This is a genomic window from Cupriavidus sp. GW822-FHT03E04, assembly GCF_058801495.1.
Window position 1 is genome coordinate 220,767 of record NZ_JBXANI010000012.1, and the last position, 17,031, is coordinate 237,797.

Sequence of the window (17,031 nt, forward strand, 5' to 3'; positions counted from 1 at the left end):
ATGCGAACTTCGGCGCTTTCGCTTATCGCCTTGCTGACGCTCGGCGGCTGCCTGCTCGGGCCGAATTACCAGCGCTCGGCCGTTGACGCGCCACCTGCCTTCCGCTTTGCCGAGGCCGAAGCCAAGGATGTCGTCAATACGACGTGGTGGGTACAGTTCCAGGATCCCGTGCTCAACGACCTGATTACGATAGCGCTGGCCGAGAACAAGGACGTGAAGATTGCAGCGGCGCGCGTCGACCAGTTCCTCGGGCAGTTCCAGAGCACTCGCTCGCAGCTGTTCCCGCAAGTCTCGGCGCTCGCCAACGCACAGCGCGAGCGCGTGCCGGTCGGCTCCGCGCTATTGCCGCCCGGTGTCGGGCCGGTCATCAACCAGTACCAGGCGACACTCTCGGCCTCGTGGGAGCTCGATGTCTTCGGCAAGGTGCGCCGCCAGACGGAATCCGCGCGCGCGAGCTTGCTGGCGAGCGAGGAGGGCCGGCGTGCGACCATCCTGACGCTGGTGGCTGCCGTTGCGTCGTCGTATGTGAACCTGCTGTCGCTGGACCGGCAAATGGAAATTGCCAAGGCAACCGTGGCCAGCCGGGCAGATTCCGTGCACGTCTTCCAGCTGCGCTATAGCGGCGGGGAGGTGTCGCAGATGGAGCTGGCGCAGAGCCAGTCGGAGTACGAGTCCTCGCTCGCGACCATCCCGCAGATCGAACTCCAGATCGCGCAACAGGAGGACGCACTGTCGATCCTGCTGGGGCAGAATCCCCAGCCGATCCTGCGTGGCCGGGGACTGGACGACCTGGCCTTGCCCATGGTGCCGGCTGGCCTGCCATCCGAATTGCTCACGCGCCGCCCGGACCTGCGCCAGGCCGAGCAGGACCTGATCGCCGCCAACGCACTGATCGGCGCGGCGCGCGCGCTCTACTTCCCGTCGATCTCGCTGACCGGCGTGTTCGGCACGGCAAGCGGCCAGTTCTCGTCGCTCTTCACCGGCCCGGCCCGGCTGTGGTCATACGCCGGCGCGGTGACGGTGCCGATCTTCACCGCGGGTAATATCGGCGGACAGGTCAGGCAGGCCGAGGCGCAGCAGCAACAAGCGCTGTTCGCCTATCAAAAGGCGATTCAGGTCGCGTTCCAGGAGGTCGAGGACGCGCTGGTGTCGCTGCAGAAGACGCGCGAGAGGCTCGTCGTGCAGGGCCGCCAGGTCGAGGCGCTGCGAACCTACGCGCGGCTCGCGCGGCTGCGCTACGAGGGCGGATACACCAGCTACATTGAAGTGCTGGACGCCGAGCGTAGCCTGTTCAACGCGCAACTGAGCTATGCGCAGGCGCAGGGAACGGTGTTCGCCTCCAGCGTTGCGCTATACAAGGCGATGGGGGGCGGCTGGGTGATCGACGCTGAGCGCATGACCCCGGTGGCGTACGGTGACGGCGGCGCGCCCATACGGCAAGGGGAGTCCGTCTCCAGCTCCAGCCAGCCACGGCCATGACAACCGCGCGCCTGATCGCCTGCCACGAGTGCGACCTGTTGCAGCGCGAGGCGGCGCTGCCGCCCGGCGGCATTGCGCGTTGCCGCCGCTGTGGCGCGGAGCTCTACCGGAGCCGGCCGGAAAGCGTGGATCGCGCGCTTGCCTTCACGCTCGCGGCAATGGTGCTGTTCTGCGTCGCCAATGCGTACCCGGTGGTGGGGCTGTCGGTGAACGGGGACCTGGTCCAGAGCACGCTCCTCGGCGCGGTCCGGATACTGTACCGCGACGGCATGTGGCCGCTGGCCGGCCTCGTGTTCGTCACCACGCTCATGATGCCGCTGCTGCGGATGGCGGCGATGGTGTACCTGTTGCTGCCGCTGCGCCTGCAACGGCTCCCGCGCCGGCCCGACGTAGCGTTTCGCATCCTGGAGATGGCGGCGCCGTGGGGCATGACCGAGGTCCTGATCCTCGGCATGCTGGTGGCGCTGGTCAAGCTCGCCCATATCGCTACCGTGGTGCCCGGCGTCGCGCTGTGGGCGTTCGGCGGGGTGATGCTCTTGCTTGCCGCCGCCACCGCCGCGTTCGATCCTCGCGACCTGTGGGCGCGGATGGAGGCGGCATCGAGCGTGCACGGAGCGGGCGGTGTGACTACCGCGTCGGCTGCCACGGCGGCCCGGGCGGGGCTTCTCGTTTGCCACGGCTGCGGGATGCTGTCGAAACCGCCCCCGCACGCCCATGAAGGCAGCTGCCCGCGGTGCGGTGCGCACCTGCACTTTCGCAAGCCGGCCAGCATCGCGCGCACCTGGGCGTTCCTGATTGCCGCGATGATCCTTTACATTCCGGCCAACGCGTTGCCCGTGATGGACACAAGCTCGCTGTTTGGCGCGCAGCAGGACACGATCCTGAGCGGCGTGGTCTATCTCTGGACCTCGGACGCCAAGCTGTTGGCCGCCGTCGTGTTCATTGCCAGCATCGCCGTGCCGATGCTCAAGATCATCGCGCTGCTGTTTCTCGTCATCTCGGTCCAGTTCCACTCGCCGTGGCTGCTTGAGAGGAAGACGCGCATCTATCGGTTGGTGGAGCTGGTAGGGCGCTGGTCGATGCTCGACATCTACGTCATCACGCTCCTGGTGGCACTTGTGCAGTTCAGCGCGCTGGCGACGATCAAGGCCGGCCCGGCCGCGGTGGCGTTCGGCGCGGTGGTTGTGCTGACGATGTTCGCCGCGATGTCGTTCGATCCGCGCTTGATCTGGGACACCACGGAGAAAGATCATGGTTGAGCCGCCCGAACGGCGCGACGAGTCGGGCTCGCCCAATTTCCCCGAGGCGGTGGTCAAGCCGCGCTCGCGCTGGCGCCTGCAGCTGGTCTGGCTGGTGCCGTTGGTTGCGGTGTTGATCGGCGGCTGGCTCGCGGTGCAGGCTGTCTTGCAGAAGGGCCCGACCATTACCATCAGCTTCAAGACGGGGGAGGGGATCGAGGCAGGCAAGACCAAGATCAAGTACAAGGACGTGGACATCGGCGTGGTCAAGAGCGTCGCTCTGTCCAAGGACCACGGCGGTGTGGTTGCGAGGGCCGAACTGGCCAAGGACGCCACCTCCTTGCTGGTCGACGACACTCGCTTCTGGGTGGTGCGGCCGCGCGTTTCCGGTGGCACCGTGTCCGGCCTCGGTACGCTGCTGTCCGGCTCGTTCATCGGCACGGATGTCGGCACGCAGGCCAAGGCGCGGCGTGACTTCGTCGGCCTTGAGAACCCTCCCGCCGTCGCTAAGGACGTCCCCGGGCGGGAGTTCGTGCTCAAGAGCGAGGATATGGGCTCGCTCGATGTGGGCACGCCTGTTTTCTTCAGGCGCCTGCAGGTCGGCCAGATTACGGCTTACACCCTCGACGCGGATGGCAATGGGGTCACGCTGCGCGTCTTCATCAATGCACCCTACGACAAGTATGTGCGGGCCGACACGCGCTTCTGGCATGCCAGTGGCATCGATGTGTCGCTCGACACGAGTGGCGTGAAGGTCAATACGCAATCGATGGTCGCGATTCTGATCGGCGGCGTTGCGTTTCAATCGCCTCAGGATTCGGCGGACGGCCGGCCGGCCCGGGCCAACACTGAATTCGGTCTGTTCCACGACCGCGCGGAGGCGATGAAGCGTCATGACAGGTTTGCCGATACCTACGTGCTGATCTTCAAGGAGTCGGTGCGAGGGCTGGCGGTCGGTGCGCCAGTCGACTTCCGCGGCATCGTGGTGGGGGAGGTAACGGGGATCTACACGCGCTTCGACCGGGAGAAGAAAGAGTTCAGCATTCCGGTCGAGATACGAATCTATCCGGAGCGCTTCACCTCCCGCTATGAGTCGGGCACGAAGGGAGGCAGGCTGACGGACGAGCCTCATAAGCTGGCGCAGTTCCTGATCGAGCATGGTCTGCGCGGCCAGTTGAGAACCGGCAACCTGCTCACCGGGCAACTCTACGTTGCATTGGATTTCTTCCCGGCGGCGCCCAAGGCCAAGATGGACTGGGATGCCAAGCCGCCCGAGTTGCCGACCGTGCCCGGTGGCCTGCAATCGCTCCAGGACTCGGTGACGGCGCTGATTGCCAAGCTCAACAAGGTGCCGCTCGAGGGCATTGGCAATGATCTGCGCAAATCCCTGCAGCAAGCGGATGGGCTGCTCAAGACACTCAACACCGACGTGGCTCCGGAGGCGCGCGCCGCCATGGTCTCCGCGCGCGCGGCGCTAGAGTCAGCCAACAACGCGCTCGCGCCCGACTCCGCGCTGACGCAAAGCACGGCGGAGACAATGCGCGAGCTGTCGCGCACGGCGGCATCGCTCAGGGCGCTTGCGGACTACCTCGAGAGCCATCCCGAAGCGTTGCTTCGCGGCAAGACGGAGGATAAAAAGTGATGCGCCCCATTCGTTTAATGGCCGCGGCACTTGGGTTGGCGGTGCTTGGCGGTTGCGCGAGCTCGCCTCGGTCAACCTACTATACGTTGACACCCGCGCGGGCGCAGGAACGCGCGGACGCCGATGTCCCCGTGGCCATCGCGATCGGGCCGGTGGCGGTGCCGGAGATGGTCGACCGTCCGCAACTGGTACTGCGCGTTAGTGCGACCCAGGTCAGGCTTGACGAGTTCGCCCGCTGGGCGGAGCCGCTGAAGCGGCAGATCCCGGCCGTGCTCGGCGCAGACCTGGCCCAGTTCTTCCCGGGAGCGCTGGTGTCCAGCTATCCGCAGTGGGCCGATCCGGGGACGGCATACCTGGTGTCTGTCGACGTCCAGAGGTTCGACTCGGCCCCCGGCGATGCGGCCGTCATCTCGGTAGTGTGGTCCGTACGGCCGCCAAAGCAGGGGCCACTGGTGAGCGGGCGCAGCGACGAGCGGGAGCCCGCCGGCGCCGCAGGGTATGACGCCCTCGTCGACGCGCACAGCCGGGCGCTGGCGGCTGTCAGCCGCGACATTGCTGGCGCGATACGTGCGGCACGCACGGCACGTTCACAGTGACGGCGCAGCGCGGCTGGGGTGGAGGCTGGCGCTTGAGCCTGGCTCGCCGTATCGCGGCAACAGGGGGTGAGACATGAACCACCTCGTCATCGCCTTGATCGTGTTCGCCTGTGTTTTCGGCAGTTCACTGCTCGGCATGTGGGCGCGCGCCATGCTGCCTGAACACCACCTCAGCGATCAGTCCATCAGCGTGGTCAAGATGGCGACAGGCCTGATCGCCACGATGGCGGCGCTGGTGCTGGGGCTGCTGGTGTCGTCGGCGAAAGGCACGTTCGACACCGTGAGCAGCGAGCTTGTGCAGAATTCCGCCAGCGTCATCCAGCTCGATCGGGTACTGGCCAAATATGGGCCGGACGCGCAGGAGGTTCGCGTTTTACTCAAGCGTGTCTATGCCGAAAAAATCCAGATACTCGACTCCGGGGACGAGGCGCAGCTGGCAAAGCTTGGCAATGCCGAGTCTGTCAGCCAGCTGGAAGGCTTTCAGCGCAAGCTGGAGGCGCTTGCGCCGCGCGACGACGCGCAGCGCGAGCTGAAGGCGAAGGCCCTGCAGATTGTCGATAGCGTGTTCGCTGCGCGCTGGCTCGCGTTGCTGCAGACAAAATCCTCGATCCCGATCTCCCTGCTGATCGTGCTGGTGCTGTGGCTGTCCATCGTATTCGGCACGTTCGGGCTGTTCGCCGAGCGCAACGGGACCATCGTCGCCGCGTTGATGATGTGCGCCTTGTCGACTTCCGGGGCGATCTTCCTGATCGAGGAAATGAGCACGCCGCTCTATGGGCTGGTCAGCGTGTCGCTTGCATCCATGCACGACGCGTTCGCCCATCTTGGCCGGTAGCGCAGGAGGCGCCGCGCTCCGCGCGCTGCTGACCTACTCTTGAGCAGAGGACGCGCCGGCGCGAGGCGTCTGTGCTGGCCATAACAAGGAGTCGTGATGAAGATGCTAGCCATGTTGGCATGCGTAATGCTGTGCGCGAACGCCTATGCCGAATGCACCACCAACGCGCGCGGGGCTGTGGTTTGCAACAACGGAGAGTCTGCCGCCGGGTATAACCGGAACACGGGTAACGGCTTTACGTCGGAGAAGAACCAGAACGGCGTGACAACGACGCAGACCACCAAGGGCGGAGAGGTCAAGACCAAGGATGGCAAGGGGGTCTATACAAGCCCGAGCGGAAAGACCTGCGCCAGGACGGCCCGCCATCAGGGCTGCAATTGAAGCGCTGCGGTTGGCGTCAGGGCTCTCCCGGGCTATGTTATGGCGCAGCGGCAGCGGCTGCACCCTGCGGTGGGTGAAGGAGCGGATGGGGGATGCCGACCTTGTCGCTGATGCGCACAAGCTCGGCCAGGGAGTGCGCCTCCATCTTTCTCATCACGCGGGCCCGGTGGACCTTGATGGTCTTTTCCGCCGTGCCCAGCTCACAAGCCATCTGCTTGTTCAGGCGGCCTTCGACGACCAGCGTGAGCACTTCGCGCTCGCGCGGCGTGAGGCGGTCAATGCGGCTGTAGATCGCTTCGATCTCGATGCGGCCCGCGCGTGCTTGCGACGCGCGCCCCAGCGCGGCTTCGATCGCGTTCAGCAGCTCGCTGTCGCTGACCGGCTTGACCAGGAAGTCCGTCGCGCCCGCTTTCATGGCGCGCACGCTTGCCGGGATATCGCCGTGTCCGCTGAGGAAGACGATCGGCAGCGGCCAGCCCGCGCTGCTGAGCTGGCGCTGCAACTCCAGGCCGTTCAGGTCGGGCAGTTGCAAGTCGAGCACCAGGCAGGCGTTGCTCTCGGCAGACAAGACGCTGTCGAGGAACGCCCGCGCCGTGCCGAATCCTTCGGCGCGGTAGCCTGCGCAGCCAATCAGGCGCATCAGCGCCCGGCGCACCGCGTCGTCGTCATCCACCACGAAGACGGTTGGTGTGGGGTTGTTCATGGGTGTTCCCCCGAATGGACGGGCTCTGTTTTGGCTGCGACCGGCAACGTGAAATAGAAAGTGGCACCTTGATCGCTATTGTTCTGCGCCCAGATGCGTCCGCCGTGCATTTCAACGATGGAGCGGCTGATGGACAGCCCGAGGCCAAGCCCTTCGCGCTTTGAGGTGAAGAATGGCTTGAAGACCTGGTCGAGTTTGTCCGCGCTCAGGCCGGGGCCACGGTCCCGCACCGCCACGCGCACCATGCTGGCGCCTTCGCGCGTGGCGTCAACCATGACCACGCGGTCCCGCGCCGGGCGGGACTCGCTTGCGTGGAAGGCGTTGAGCAACAGATTCAGTACCACCTGCTGCACCTGGACGCTATCGCCCTGGACGCGCGGCAGCGTGGGCTCGGTGTGCTGGACCACGCGGATTCCGCGTACGATCGCATCGCTGTGCACCAGCAGCGCCACGTCGCCAATGACGCGCTCAAGACTGATGGGCGCGGCTTCGAGGTCGCCCTTCTTGACCAGCCTGCGAATCCTGCGGATCACTTCGCTCGCGCGGTGGTTGTCCTCGACGATATCCTGCAAGATCTCACGCACTTCGGCCAGGTTGACAGGCTGCGTCGACATAAAGCGTTGAGCGGCCTGCGCGTTGCTCAAGATGGCCGTGAGCGGCTGATTCAACTCGTGCGCGAGCGAACTCGCCAGCTCACCCAGCGTGGAGACACGCGTCAGATGGGCAAGCTCTTGCCGGTTACGCTGTAGTTCGTAGCGCTCGGTCCGGTCGATGACGACGGTCAGCAGGAGCGGCTCCCTGTCGAACGAGGCATCGTTGGCGGTGATTTCCGCCGGGAACTCAGTGCCATCCTTGCGTCGCGCGAACTGGTCATGCGTGCCGCCTGCCGGCCGGGACAAGCGCACGGTCCCGCTGTCGCCCTGCAATCCTGGAACGAGCGCGTCCGCAGACGCGCCGATCAGTTCCTCCTGGCGATAGCCGAAGAGCTTTTCCGCGCCAGCATTGGCCAACAGGATCTGGCCGCGCGGATTGGTCATCAGAATGGCAAATGGCAACAAGGCCAGCAGGCCGCGCACGCTTTCATCATGCTGCAATGCTCGCGCGGAGCCGCGGAACCCGTCAGATGTATCGCCACGGGGATCAAGTGGCCCATCCCGTGGCTCCGGGCGTATGGCGGTGCGCTGGACGCGGCCAGGGGAGAGCATGGCAAGGCGTGCGCCAATGGGGCGCCAGCCCTGACGCCAGCCCTGACGCCAGGACTGGCGAAATCTCGGACCCTTGGCGGGGTGTGGCTGCGCTGCGGGGGAGTCCTCCGCCGGGTAGCGCCACGTTGCACCGTTGGCCCGCGCGCGCCGGAATTGCAGCAGCAGCAACAACAACAGCAGCGCGATGAACGCTGCCTCGAGGAGGGCAGCAGTGCGGATGATGGTCATGGCGCCGTGCTCCCTGTCAATGGTTCGCAGGCAGGCATGCGAACCCGGCGCCGTCGGCAAGCCGGCGAGCGATTGAGCCATTCAGCGTGCATGCGGTGGCATTGGGCAGCTGCGCCGTGGCAGCGAGATGCTCGCCACCGCCTACATGCGCTGGGCTGATCAGCGGACCCGTCTTAAGTGCTTCCTCGCGCTCCCGCGCCCAGGTGGGTAAAGCGTCACTGGCGGGACGGGTGGCCCCACGATCATGTGGCATGGAGGCAAAAAAAGTGTAGGCGCTGGCGTTGCTTTGTAAAAGACATAAGTCGCGATTGTGGAACTTACCATGCGCGGATTCGCGCAAGCGGGGCAGCCTTGCCGGCGGCGCGATCCCGCGATGGAAATGGGACCAAGGCCCATTGCCGGTGGTCGGTGCGCGTGCATTGGACCATGGTCCCGTATCGCATATCGGCGCCCTCAGCGCATCCAACGCGACAACACGATGACATAGATCGCCGACGCGGTGAGTTGGGCCGCCGTGACTGGCAGTCCATAGCGCATGAACGTGGCGAACGTGACGGGCTTGCCGTGGCGCGCGCAGATGCCAGCGCACACGATGTTGGCCGATGCGCCGATGAGAGTGGCGTTGCCACCGAGCGTTGCCCCGAACATCATGCCGACGAACACCGGAATCGTGGTTGCCGGCCACTGAGTGAAAAGCGCGCCAAGCGCGGCGTCGGGGACGACCTCCGCCGCCACCAGGTAGCCCTTGATCATCAGGATCGACGCGGCTGCCACCGGGACGTTTGCCAGCAGGCTTGAGAGCAGGCCGATGACTGCAATCATCACCAGGGCAACGAGCGTCAGTTGGGTGCCGAACGACCCGTGCAGCTTCAGCGCCATGACTTGCAGCAGGCCGGTCTTGGTCACCGCCTGCACCAGGCAGAAGATGCACCCCAGGAACAACAGCGTCTTCCAGTCGACGTCCCGCAGCACGTCGTCGGTTGGCTCGAAGCGGGCTTCATACCCCACCAGCAGCGCCAGGGCGCTGGCGATCAGCGCGGCCATGGGCGGCACGAGCCGGGTGGGCAGGTGCTCGCCGAAAACGAACAGCCCCACCATCGTCAAGAGGACGGCAAGCGAGAGCCCCGCATAGACGGGGCGCTCGAGCCGTCTGTGTGGCTGGCGCTGCGGCAAGGCACGCCGCATCCGCCACAGGTCCGGCATCAGCAGCGGCAACAGCGGGACGATGACGAGCAGGGCGACCACGCCGCCCAGGCTGACGCGGCGCAGGTACTCGCCGAATGTCATGCCGATCGCGCTGCCGACGAGGAATGTCGCCGGGTCGCCGACCAGCGTGAGCAGGCCGGCAGAATTGCTCACGATGGCGGTCAGCACCATCGGCCCGACAAAGTCCACCTCCAGGGCGATGGCCACGCGGATGATGATAGGGGCGAGCAGGATCACCGTGGTCGCGTTCGGCAAGAAGGCGCACAAGGGCGCAACCATCGCGATCAGCAACAACAGGAAGCGCTTGCCGCTGCCGCCCGTGGCGCTCAGGTACAGGTCGCCGAGGCGGTCGAACAGGCCCGTGGTGGACAGGATGCGCGCCACCACCATGCCACCAAACAGCAAGCCGATGGGGCCGCCGGAGGTGCGGGTGGCGCTCAGCAGATCCTGTTCGTTGAGGATCCCCAGCGCGATCAGCACGCACACGCCGATCAGGGCTGCCACCGCCATGTCCAGTAGGTTCAAGGCGATGACCAGGATCACGGCCCCGAAGACGCCAAGGACGATATAGATCTGCAGCTCACTCATGCGGCGACCTCCGCGGCCCGTTGCATCGATAGCACCTATCCCACCTATCCCACCTATCCCACCTATCGTATCTACCGCATGGGCGGCGCGTACATCAGGCCGCCCTGCGTCCATGGCCGGTTGAGGCCGCGCTCCAGCTTGAGCGGGCTTTGCGCGCCAAGATTGCGCTCGAACATCTCACCGTAGTTGCCCACGCTTTGCACCGCGCGCACGGCCCAGCCCGGCGCGACGCCGAGCGCCTTGCTGGCGTCGTCGCCGGGCTCGAGGGAGGCGCCCAGCAACGGATCGCGCATGCGCTCGCGCACGTTGGATTGCGTGATCCCGTTTTCTTCAGCGGCAACGAGCGAGAAAAGTACCCAGCGGACCAGTGTCAGCCACTGCTGGTCGTCGTTGCGCACGACCGGTCCGAGCGGCTCCTCCGAGATCCGCTCGGGCAGGATGACGTAGGCTTGCGATCCGCCCCGGCCCCGCAGGCGTACGGCTGCGAGGTGCGAGGCATCCGCGGTATAGGCGAGGCAGTGTCCCGCAAAGAAGGCGTCGGCCACTTCGGTTGCGGAGTCCACGGCGAGCGGGCTCACGCTCAACCGTTTCGCCGCGAAATAGGCGGCCAGATGTTCCTCGCTCGATGTCCCTTTCTCGACGCAGACGGTGGCGCGGTCAAGCGCGGCAATTGACTTCGGCGCGCCCTGCTGCGGCACCATGAAGGCCTGGCCATCATAAAAGAGGATGCCGGCGAACTGCACGCCCAGCGTGCTCTCACGCGCGAGGGTCCACGTGGTGTTGCGGCTGATCAGGTCCACCACGCCGGTGCGCAGGGCCGGAAACCTGGCTGAAGCCTTCAGCGCTACGAAGGTGACTTTGTCGGCCCGGCCCAGCGCCGCCGCCGCTACGGCGCGGCAGAAATCGACGTCAAGGCCAGACCAGCGTCCCGCCGCGTCCTTCGCCGAAAACCCCGCAATGCCCTCGCTGACACCGCAGCGCAGCGTGCCACGCGACCTGGCCTGCGCCAGCGTATCGCCATCCGCGGCATGGGCCGGCAAGGCGGCGGCAGCGAGCAATGGCAACGTACCCAGCCACAGTCGTTTGACGATGCGTCCGACGATGCGCCGAAGGTGGATCATGCTTGCCCCCAAGCCAGGTGCGGCAGCGCGCCGCCGCTGCCGACAGATTCACTCTGGCAGCGATCCCCTGGTGCGTCAATTGGCCTTTCGTCGTACGGGCGAGGGAGATTGGTGGGGGCACCACGTCTCGCCAATATGCAATATAGGAGACTTGGAATGAGGCGCCTGACGATCACCGGCATTCCTGCTGTTGAGGAACGCGATCGGCAAGGGTCTGAGCGCTTTTCTGTTTTGCGTGGACCAAAAGGGCGGCTACGCTATTAGGAGTCCCCGGAGAATTCGCAAACCTTCGACCTACGCTCGTCTGATCCGCGGTGTGGTCCGCCATGCCGGCGGCGGCGAGCCAGCCACCACGGATGGCGGCAAATGACGGGCCGCACCGCCTGGCCCAGCCCAAGGAGACGCCAATGATGAAGGCAATAAGACAGTTTTCTCGCCTCGGCGCGCTGATGGCCGTGCTGGCTCTGCCGTCCTTTGCAAATGCTCAGACAGCCCAAACTACCCTGGGCAACGAGAAATTCGGCACGGTTCATTTTCCGACCTCGTGCAACCCGGCGGCCCAGCGGCAGTTCGAGCACGCGCTGGCGATGCTGCACTCCTTTTACTATCCAAATACCGTTTCGGCATTCAAATCCGTACTTGAGGACGATCCACAATGCGCCATTGCCTATTGGGGCATTGCGATGAGCCAACGTCCCAATCCATTGCTAACACCCTTCGACGAGACTAGCCTGAAAAACGGGCTGGAAGCGTCGCAAAGGGGCCTGGCGCTTGGTCCGAAGACGGAACGGGAAGCCGACTGGCTGCGCGCGATCGATCTGTTCTACGAGGACTACCGCACGGTCAACCAGCAGCAGCGCACGCTGGCGTACGAGCAAGCGATGGCGAAGCTCTCCGCCAAATATCCACGAGATACCGAGGCCGCCATTTTCTATGCACTCGCCCTCAACGAGGGCGCATCGCACAGTGACAAAACTTACGCCAAGCAGCTTAAGGCAGGCGCCATTCTGGAGAGGATTTATCGCGAGCAACCGGACCATCCAGGCGTTGCCCACTATCTGATTCACAGCTACGACTGTACAGCGCTTGCGCAGCGCGGCCTGCCCTTCGCCGAGAAGTATGCGTCGATTGCCCCCGATGCACCCCACGCGCTCCACATGCCTTCGCATACCTATTCGATGCTGGGGATGTGGCCGGAGTCCGTGAAATCGAACGAGGCCGCCCTGGTTGTCATGGTCGGGGATGCCGCCAAAGCCTGGCCCGGGGCGACGCATCCAAACGCCGCGCACTCGTGGGACTTCATGGAGTACGCGTACCTGCAAATGGGAATGGATCGGCTCGCTTCCAGCGTGCGGGACCAGGCAGAAGCGGCACGGAAGTTCCCCTTTGAGCGGCCCGCTCTGTACACGGCGCTTGCCGCCATCCCTGCGCGCTATGCGCTGGAGCGCGGTGCATGGCCGGAAGCCGCGGCGCTGCAACCGCGAGGCAGCAGCTATGCGCAGGCCGAGGCGATCACGTATTTCACGCGGGCACTTGGCGCCGCACGCAGCGGCGATCCGCAAGCCGCGCAGACCGACATCGAGAAGCTGCGCGAACTCCGCGCGAACCTCGAGAAGTCAAGGCAACCCTACTGGGTCGAGCAGGCAGACGCGCAAATCCTCGCTGCAAGCGCCTGGGTCGAGTTGGATATGGGCAGGAATGAGGAAGCCGTGAGCCATATGCGGCAGGCGGCCAAGCTCGAAGACGCGAGCGAGAAGGATGTGGCCATGGAAAACCGTCTGTATCCGATGCGCGAGCTCCTGGGCGATATGCTGCTGGGACTGAACCAGCCTGGCGCTGCATTGCAGGAATATGAGACGTCCCTGAAGTCCACCCCGAACCGGCTGCGAGGACTGTATGGCGCGGCAAAATCAGCGCAGATGATGCACAACGATGCGAAGGCGGCCAACTACTTCAAAAGGCTGGTCTTGCTGACGGCCAACGCCGATGCCACCAGGGCTGAGATCAAGGAGGCCAGAGGCTATCGCGACAACGCGAAGCCGAGAGGATCGTATTGACAGTTCCGTTTTTGTTAACTAACGGCTTGCACGATGCCAGGCTCTGCGACAGGCATCGCCGAGCGCACAATGTCCCCGGCGCCGGCGCGCGCCGGTGGATTCAAGGCGCGTCGAGCGTCCCCGGGCTCTTCGGGTAGGTGACAACGCCCCAGCTCAGCGCCACGCCGGCCACTTCACGCAGCGGCTGGTAGGTCCGCGCGTCCACCACATAGACAGCGTTCGAGCGGCCACAGGCGATCAGCAGCCGCGCGTCGTCGGGGGTGAAGCTGAAGTGCCAGCAGCGTTTGCCGGTGGCGATGTTGGCGATGTTCTCATAGCTGTCGGCATCGAATACCTGGATGGTGTCCGCCCGCGACGCGGCCACGAACAGCCGTTTGCCAGCGCGGTCGAAGGCGGCCCCGTAGGGCCCGCTGCGCGTCGGCACCTTGCGCAGGATGTGGTAGTCGGCCGCATCGAGCACCAGGAACGCGTTGGCTGACTCCAGCGTGACGATATAGCGCTGTCCGTCGGGGCTCACCTTGATGCCGCGCGGGCGCGATCCGGGCGGCGTCTTGATCAGGTTGAGGCGGCGGCCGCTGGCGCGCTCGTAGACCGACACCGTATCGTCGCCCTCGTTGGTGACCAGCAGCAGGCGCGCGTCCGGCGAGAATTCGATGCCTTCGGTCTCCAGGCCGCTGGGGATCGCGTGCGTGACGCGCCAGTCCTTGAGGTCGATCACCGCGATCTGCGCCGGGACCGGCGCGTCGTCGCCAGTCTTGCCCGGCTCGCCGGGCTCATAAGTGACGAAAGCCTGCCCGCCGGACACGCGTACGAATTCCGGGTTCTTGCCGATCGGGATGCGCTTGGCCAGTTGGCCATCGCGTGTGTCGATGACGGTAAGGTCACCAGTTCCCTTGTTGGCGGCCAGCAGGTATCGTCCATCCGCACTGATGGCGATGCCGCGCGGACCCTTGCCGCCGGTGTCGAGGGTGTTTGTGATGTCGAGCCGGTCGAGGTCGATCACCGCGATGCCGCCGCTCTCGCTCGACACATAGGCCTTGGCCGCCTGAGCGCCTCGCGGCGCCGGGCCTGGCGCGCAAGCGGCGCAGGCCAGCGCGGCGCATAGCGCCAGCATGATCCGGCCAGATTGGCCATTGCCCTGTCTTGTCGCCATGCACGCCTCCCGCTTGCGTTGCTTGTCGCTGTTCCCGGCCCGATGCCGTCCGGCTGCTTTCCATTCTTGGTGACGGCGCGGCAACTGCCAAGGATTTCCCGCATGCCTGCGGCCGCTAGCGTCCGCCCCATTCATAGCGCACGCCCACCAGGAAGAGGCGCGGGGCGCCCGGTGCGACGAAGCGCTCGATCGGCACCGCCGCGCCGGGCTGCAGCAGCGTGCCGCCCGGAAACACGTTCAGGCCCGCCTGCCCATAGGCTTCATAACGGCGGTCGAACACATTGTCGACGCGCGCGTAGAGCTGCCAGCGTGCATCGACCTGCCAGCTCGCCCGCAGGTTGAACAGCACGAAGCCGGCGGTGCGCGCCAGGCGCGGATCCTGCGCGCTCAGCGCGCCGTCCTCATTGCCGGCCACCGGGCGCGACGACGATACGACCATGACGCCGCCGAGCGTGACCGACGCGGTTGCACGCCAGTCACCGCTGAGCTTGAAGCTGTGCAGCGGCACGCCCGCCATGCGCGTGCCGGGGCGCACGTTGACGGGCGCCGCGAACGGCGTCTGGATCTGGCCGTCCGCCTGGTAGGTGGCTTGCAGGTAGCTGTAGCTGGCGCGCAGCATCACCGGGCCCAAGCGCTGGCGCAGCCCGAGTTCCAGCCCCTGGCTGCGGGTCTTGGGGAAGTTGGTGAAGTAGCCGAGCGGGCTGACCGGCGAGCGCTGGAACAGGATGTCGTCGCGGTTGTCGCTGCGGTACAGCGCGAGCGTGAGGTCGGTGGCATCGCTGGCCTTCCAGCGCCCGCCGAACTCCACCGTGCGCGATACCACCTGGCGCAGGTACGGATCCGCCTGCAGGCCGGTGGGCAGCTGGCAGGCGTTGGCCGGATCCGCGCAGCCCAGCTCGATGGCGGTCGGCATGCGCGTGCCTTGCGAGGCCGAGGCAAAGACCGTGAGGCCGCTGCGCAACTGGTGCGAGAGCCCAAGCGAAGGATTGAGCTTCGAGAACGTGAAGCGTTCGTCGGATGCATTCGGCAAGGTCAGCACCGTGTGCGTGCTCGAGGTGTTCCAGCGCGCGCTCGCGGTGAGGTAGCTGTGCGGCAGCAGCTTGACGGTATCGGAGGCATACAAGCTGACGGTGCTGGTGCGTCCATCGAGCGAGGCGTTGGTGCCGGGCGTGGCGCCGGGGTCTGCCACCGCCACGCGATCGTCGCTGAAGCCGGCGGGCTGCGTGTCCTGGCGATACGATGCGCGGCTCAGCGCAAAGGCGGCGCCCAGTACTGCGTCGTGGACGTTGCCCGTATGGGACCACTGCCCGGACAGCCCGTAGTCATGCGTGTTGACGGTCGAGGTGTTGAGCACCGCGCCGGCCGGCGCGGCGCCTGGCTCGCAACCCGCATTGCCGGCGTTGCCCTGGCAGCCAAGCAAGGTGTCGAGGTAGTCGTCGCTGACGTCCCCGGTGCTGGCCTTTGCGTGCCCCAGGCGAGCATAAGCCGTCAGCGCGATCTGGTCCTCGGCGTTGAGCTGGTGCGTGCCGTTGAGCGTGACCTGCAGCGAGCGCGTGCGGGTGAGGTCGGGCGCGGTGTAGATGGCATTGCGCTGGCTGCCGTAAATGCTGTCTGGCAGCAGGCCATTGCCGGACAGGCTGCTGCTGCTGCCCAGCACGCTCACGCTCCATTGCGTATCGGTGGTCGAGCGGCCGACCTTGGCGAACAGGTTGCCCAGGCTGCTGCCGGATAGCTGGCGCCAGCCGTCCTCGCGAAAGCCCGTGCCCGCCACGAAGGCGTGCCAGCCATCGCCAAGCATCTTTCCCCCGCTCACGTCGAGCCGTGCGCGGCCGTGGCTGCCGAGGCTCAGGTCGGCCTCCACGCCGGGATGCGTTTCGCCGGACTTGGTGGTCAGCGCCAGCGCGCCGCCAAGCGCGTTGAGGCCGTAGAGCGGATTGCTGCCGGGCACCAGCGTGATGGTGCTGATGGCAGCCTCGGGGATCGCCGTCCAGTCGACCACATCGCCCAGCGCGCCATTCTGGCGCACGCCGTCCAGGTAGAGCGCGATGCCCTGCGCCGCGCCCAGGGTGGAGGACAGGCGGTAGCCGCGATAGAGAATGTCCTTCTGGAACGGGTTGCCCTGCACGTCGTTGATCACCACGCTGTCCATGGTCTCGCCGAGGAACGAGGACAGGTTGCCAGACTTGGCGCGCTCCATGTCGGCGTCCGTCGCGGTTTGCACATTGCCGGGAAACGCCTCGCGCGGGATGGAGAACGACGGCAGCGGCGCGGGCGCGACCACGGTGACCTCGCGCAGGTTGTGGACCTCGTCGCCAGGCGCTGGCTGCGGCGTCTGGGCGGCCACGCCCGCCGGCGCGCCCGCAGCCAGCGCCGCCAGGGCCACCCGCGCCGCCCGCGCCACCTGTGCGCATGCGGCTGCCCTACGCTGCGCGGCCGGCGCGAGCCTTGAGCGGCGCGGACGGGGGAGGGCGGGGGCCATTACCGTCTCCGTGGGGACAAGGACGCAAGGGCGGGGGATCGCGGGTGATGCAAGTGCTACTTACTGTAGTGCACAGGGTGGCAAGCGCCAAATCGATCACGCGGCGGCAACGGGGCGGCG

General features: G+C 66.0%; 13 protein-coding genes. 7 read left to right on the forward strand and 6 right to left on the reverse strand.

Features of this window, described 5'->3' with window-relative positions; translation table 11 throughout:
- From AC1RQC_RS19315 to AC1RQC_RS19340, 6 genes are all read left to right on the forward strand, one after another.
- Positions 1–1,479 carry an efflux transporter outer membrane subunit gene (locus AC1RQC_RS19315; protein WP_492884340.1) on the forward strand — a complete coding sequence of 493 codons (1,479 nt, stop codon included), beginning with the start codon at positions 1–3 and terminating at the stop codon, positions 1,477–1,479.
- Entirely contained in the window at positions 1,476–2,738 is a 1,263-nt protein-coding gene (locus tag AC1RQC_RS19320) for a paraquat-inducible protein A (protein ID WP_492884342.1), read from the forward strand. Before AC1RQC_RS19315 ends, AC1RQC_RS19320 begins: the two co-directional genes overlap by 4 nt.
- Complete coding sequence (locus AC1RQC_RS19325) at positions 2,731–4,359, forward strand: PqiB family protein (RefSeq protein WP_492884344.1); 1,629 nt, start codon at positions 2,731–2,733, stop codon at positions 4,357–4,359. The genes AC1RQC_RS19320 and AC1RQC_RS19325 overlap by 8 nt, the downstream gene beginning before the upstream one ends.
- Positions 4,359–4,955: a PqiC family protein gene (locus AC1RQC_RS19330; protein ID WP_492374121.1), complete on the forward strand. Its 597-nt coding sequence runs from the start codon at positions 4,359–4,361 to the stop codon at positions 4,953–4,955. Before AC1RQC_RS19325 ends, AC1RQC_RS19330 begins: the two co-directional genes overlap by 1 nt.
- Before the next feature lie 73 nt (positions 4,956–5,028).
- The gene (locus tag AC1RQC_RS19335; RefSeq protein ID WP_492374122.1) at positions 5,029–5,790 is read left to right on the forward strand and encodes a bestrophin-like domain; all 762 of its coding nucleotides are present in this window, start codon (positions 5,029–5,031) and stop codon (positions 5,788–5,790) included.
- 96 nt (positions 5,791–5,886) lie between these two features.
- A complete protein-coding gene (locus tag AC1RQC_RS19340; protein ID WP_492374123.1) occupies positions 5,887–6,171 on the forward strand; it encodes a hypothetical protein in 285 nt (94 codons plus the stop codon).
- A gap of 37 nt (positions 6,172–6,208) precedes the next feature.
- Here the strand turns inward: AC1RQC_RS19340 and AC1RQC_RS19345 are convergent, their stop codons facing one another.
- The 4 genes from AC1RQC_RS19345 to AC1RQC_RS19360 all read right to left on the reverse strand — a co-directional run bounded on the left by AC1RQC_RS19345 (position 6,209) and on the right by AC1RQC_RS19360 (position 11,222).
- Entirely contained in the window at positions 6,209–6,874 is a 666-nt protein-coding gene (locus AC1RQC_RS19345; RefSeq protein WP_492884346.1) for a response regulator transcription factor, read from the reverse strand.
- Positions 6,871–8,307 (reverse strand): sensor histidine kinase, encoded by a 1,437-nt coding sequence (locus AC1RQC_RS19350; protein ID WP_492884348.1) that lies wholly within the window; start codon positions 8,305–8,307, stop codon positions 6,871–6,873. Before AC1RQC_RS19350 ends, AC1RQC_RS19345 begins: the two co-directional genes overlap by 4 nt.
- 453 nt (positions 8,308–8,760) lie before the next feature.
- Positions 8,761–10,101: an ArsB/NhaD family transporter gene (locus AC1RQC_RS19355; RefSeq protein ID WP_492374126.1), complete on the reverse strand. Its 1,341-nt coding sequence runs from the start codon at positions 10,099–10,101 to the stop codon at positions 8,761–8,763.
- Positions 10,102–10,172: 71 nt separating this feature from the next.
- Positions 10,173–11,222 carry an amino acid ABC transporter substrate-binding protein gene (locus AC1RQC_RS19360; RefSeq protein ID WP_492884350.1) on the reverse strand — a complete coding sequence of 350 codons (1,050 nt, stop codon included), beginning with the start codon at positions 11,220–11,222 and terminating at the stop codon, positions 10,173–10,175.
- 407 nt (positions 11,223–11,629) lie between these two features.
- Here AC1RQC_RS19360 and AC1RQC_RS19365 point away from each other — a divergent pair, with 407 nt between their 5' ends.
- Positions 11,630–13,279, forward strand: coding sequence for a tetratricopeptide repeat protein (locus tag AC1RQC_RS19365; RefSeq protein WP_492884352.1), 1,650 nt, complete (start codon positions 11,630–11,632; stop codon positions 13,277–13,279).
- Positions 13,280–13,379: 100 nt separating this feature from the next.
- On the opposite strand, the gene AC1RQC_RS19370 is transcribed toward AC1RQC_RS19365, so the two are convergent.
- Both AC1RQC_RS19370 and AC1RQC_RS19375 read right to left on the reverse strand, forming a co-directional pair.
- A complete protein-coding gene (locus AC1RQC_RS19370) occupies positions 13,380–14,432 on the reverse strand; it encodes a beta-propeller fold lactonase family protein (RefSeq protein WP_492884354.1) in 1,053 nt (350 codons plus the stop codon).
- A gap of 115 nt (positions 14,433–14,547) precedes the next feature.
- Positions 14,548–16,911 carry a TonB-dependent receptor gene (locus AC1RQC_RS19375; protein ID WP_492884356.1) on the reverse strand — a complete coding sequence of 788 codons (2,364 nt, stop codon included), beginning with the start codon at positions 16,909–16,911 and terminating at the stop codon, positions 14,548–14,550.
- Positions 16,912–17,031 lie beyond the last annotated feature (120 nt).